The following is a 2630-nucleotide window of genomic DNA, read 5'->3' on the forward strand; positions in this document are numbered from 1 at the left end:
GCGAGCGCATCGCCAGCTCGTGGCGCCCCTCCACCTGCTGGGTCAGCCAAGCGTGTACCAGGCGCGGCATGTCCGGCGCGTGGGTCATGATTTCCGGCAACCGCTTGCCGATCTCGCGCTTGAGCAGCGCTTCGATCTTCATGCGTTCCTTGAACGACAGGTTCTTGGCCTTTTCCTCGAACAGGTACTGGTCCAGGTCGAAGTCCTTCAGGTGCATCTTCGTGTGGAAGATGTTCTCCTGGTAGACGTTGACGTCGAACATCTCGTAACGCGACTTGATGTTCTTGGCCAGGAAGTTCTGGATCGAGTTGATCTTGTGGTCGATGAAGTGCTTCTTGCCCTTCACATCGCGGGTGAAGCCACGGACGCGGTAGTCCATGATCACGATGTCCGACTCGAGGCTCTCGATCAGGTAGTTCAGGGCCTTCAGCGGGGAAATGACGCCACAGGTGGCCACGTCGATGTCCGCGCGGAACGTGGCGATACCTTCCTGCGGATGGGTTTCCGGGTAGGTATGGACCGTGATGTGGCTCTTGTCCATGTGCGCGACCACGGCGTCGGAGATCAGCTCCTTGCCGGCCAGCTTCTTGTCGATCACCGGTTCTTCGGAGATCAGGATGGTCACCGAGGCACCCTGCGGATCGTAGTCCTGGCGGGCCACGTTCAGGATGTTGGCGCCGATGATCTCGGCGACATCGGTCAAGATCTGAGTCAGCCTGTCGGCGTTGTACTCTTCATCGATGTATTCAATGTAACGCTGACGCTCCTCTTCGGTGCGCGCGTAACACACGTCATAGATGTTGAAGCTCAGCGCCTTGGTGAGGTTGTTGAAACCCTGCAGCCTCAGGCGAGGCAACGGCTTGACCACGGCGGTCGATTCCTGTGTAAGAAGGGAAAGGGGGAATTATGGGGCAAACTGCCCCCGGGGGGAACGTGAAGACGCAAGAGTTCTGGCACACTGTTTGCCCTTAACAATTGCGCTGGTTAAGCTCCGCTATCGACCCCGTGAATCCGTTCATGCGCAGAGGGAGCGCTCCTATCGTGTCAACCGTGCGCCTAGCTAGCAGTCCACTGGCCCTGGATATCGCCACAATCGATCGTTTCCTGGCGCACAGCCACAGGCGGCGATATCCCACCCGTACCGACGTCTTCCGGCCCGGAGACCCGGCGGGAACCCTGTATTACGTCATCAGCGGCTCGGTTTCGATCATGGCCGAGGAAGATGACGATCGCGAGCTTGTGCTGGGCTACTTCGGTGCCGGCGAGTTCGTCGGCGAGATGGGCCTGTTCGTCGAATCGGACCGCCGGGAGGTGATCCTGCGGACCCGTACCGCCTGCGAGCTGGCTGAAATCAGCTACGAGCGCCTGCATCAGCTGTTCCTCGGCCCGCTGTCGGCCGATGCCCCGCGCCTGCTGTACGCGCTGGGCCAGCAGATTTCCAAGCGCCTGCTCGACACCAGCCGCAAGGCCAGCCGCCTGGCATTCCTGGACGTGACCGACCGGATCGTGCGCACCCTGCACGACCTGGCGCAGGAACCGGAGGCGATGAGCCACCCGCAGGGCAGCCAACTGCGCGTATCGCGACAGGAACTGGCGCGACTGGTCGGCTGCTCGCGCGAAATGGCCGGCCGCGTGCTGAAGAAGCTGCAGACCGACGGCCTGCTGCATGCCCGCGGCAAGACCGTGGTGCTGTACGGCACCCGTTGATTGCAAGGCAACCCAAGGCTGCCGAGCCATCCTGTAGAGCCGAGCCGACGCTCGGCTGCTGTCCGTCGAAGGCAGCCGCGCATGGGTTCAGCTCTACACGGCCCCTGCGCGGCCTGCTGGGCTAGGCTCGGGGCATGGAGCTGAGCAGCGAATTCTGGTGGTTCATCCTCATCGGCCTCGGCGCACAGCTGGTGGACGGTGCATTGGGCATGGCGTTCGGCCTGGTGTCCTCGTCGGTGATGCTGAGCATGGGCCTGCCCCCGGCGCAGGTCAGCGCCAGCATCCACACCGCTGAAGTGTTCACCACGGGCGCCTCGGGGGTGTCGCACCTCGCAGCCGGAAATGTCGATAAACGCCTGTTCCTGCGCCTGGCCCTGCCCGGCGCAGTGGGCGGTGCCGTGGGCGCGTACGTGCTCACGCAGATCCCGGGCGAGATCATCCGGCCACTGATCTACCTGTACCTGCTGGTGCTGGCGATCATCATCCTGGCCCGCGCCGCTGGGCGCTGGATGCCCAAGGGCGAGATCCGCCGGGTGCCGGTGCTGGGCTTCTTCGCCGGCCTGCTCGACGCCAGCGGCGGCGGTGGCTGGGGGCCGATCGCGACGTCCACCCTGCTCGCCCGCGGCGGCCAGGCGCGCACCACCATCGGAACAGTCAACGCAGCCGAGTTCGTGGTCACGTTGACGGTGTCAGCGACCTTCCTGTTGTCGATGGGCGTGCAGCACCTGCAGATCGTTGCCGGCCTGCTGATCGGCGGCATGATGGCCGCTCCGGTGGCAGCAATCCTGGTCAAGCGGGTGAAGGAGCGCTGGGTGCTGGTGGCCGTGGGCGTGCTGGTACTGGGCATCAGCCTGTTCCAGATCGGGCATGCGGTGCACGGGCACCTGGGGCGCTGAGCGCTTGCCGGCCAGCGGCCGGCACTA

2 protein-coding genes and 1 pseudogene are annotated in these 2630 nt (G+C 64.0%); 2 read left to right on the forward strand and 1 reads right to left on the reverse strand.

Going from position 1 to position 2630, the window contains the following annotated elements; genetic code table 11:
- Positions 1-109: 109 nt before the first annotated feature.
- Positions 110-868, reverse strand: a pseudogene (gene speD / locus ABGA94_RS15080) (adenosylmethionine decarboxylase); the annotation flags it as partial.
- A gap of 149 nt (positions 869-1017) precedes the next feature.
- Between speD and crp the strand changes: the two are divergent.
- Both crp and ABGA94_RS15090 read left to right on the forward strand, forming a co-directional pair.
- Positions 1018-1707: a cAMP-activated global transcriptional regulator CRP gene (gene crp, locus ABGA94_RS15085; RefSeq protein ID WP_010482649.1), complete on the forward strand. Its 690-nt coding sequence runs from the start codon at positions 1018-1020 to the stop codon at positions 1705-1707.
- A 134-nt stretch (positions 1708-1841) separates the two neighbouring features.
- Positions 1842-2603: a sulfite exporter TauE/SafE family protein gene (locus ABGA94_RS15090; protein ID WP_375367676.1), complete on the forward strand. Its 762-nt coding sequence runs from the start codon at positions 1842-1844 to the stop codon at positions 2601-2603.
- Positions 2604-2630: the final 27 nt, after the last annotated feature.

This window comes from Stenotrophomonas sp. 3diitr2024, from assembly GCF_042136455.1.
Classification (GTDB): Bacteria; Pseudomonadota; Gammaproteobacteria; order Xanthomonadales; family Xanthomonadaceae; genus Stenotrophomonas; species Stenotrophomonas sepilia.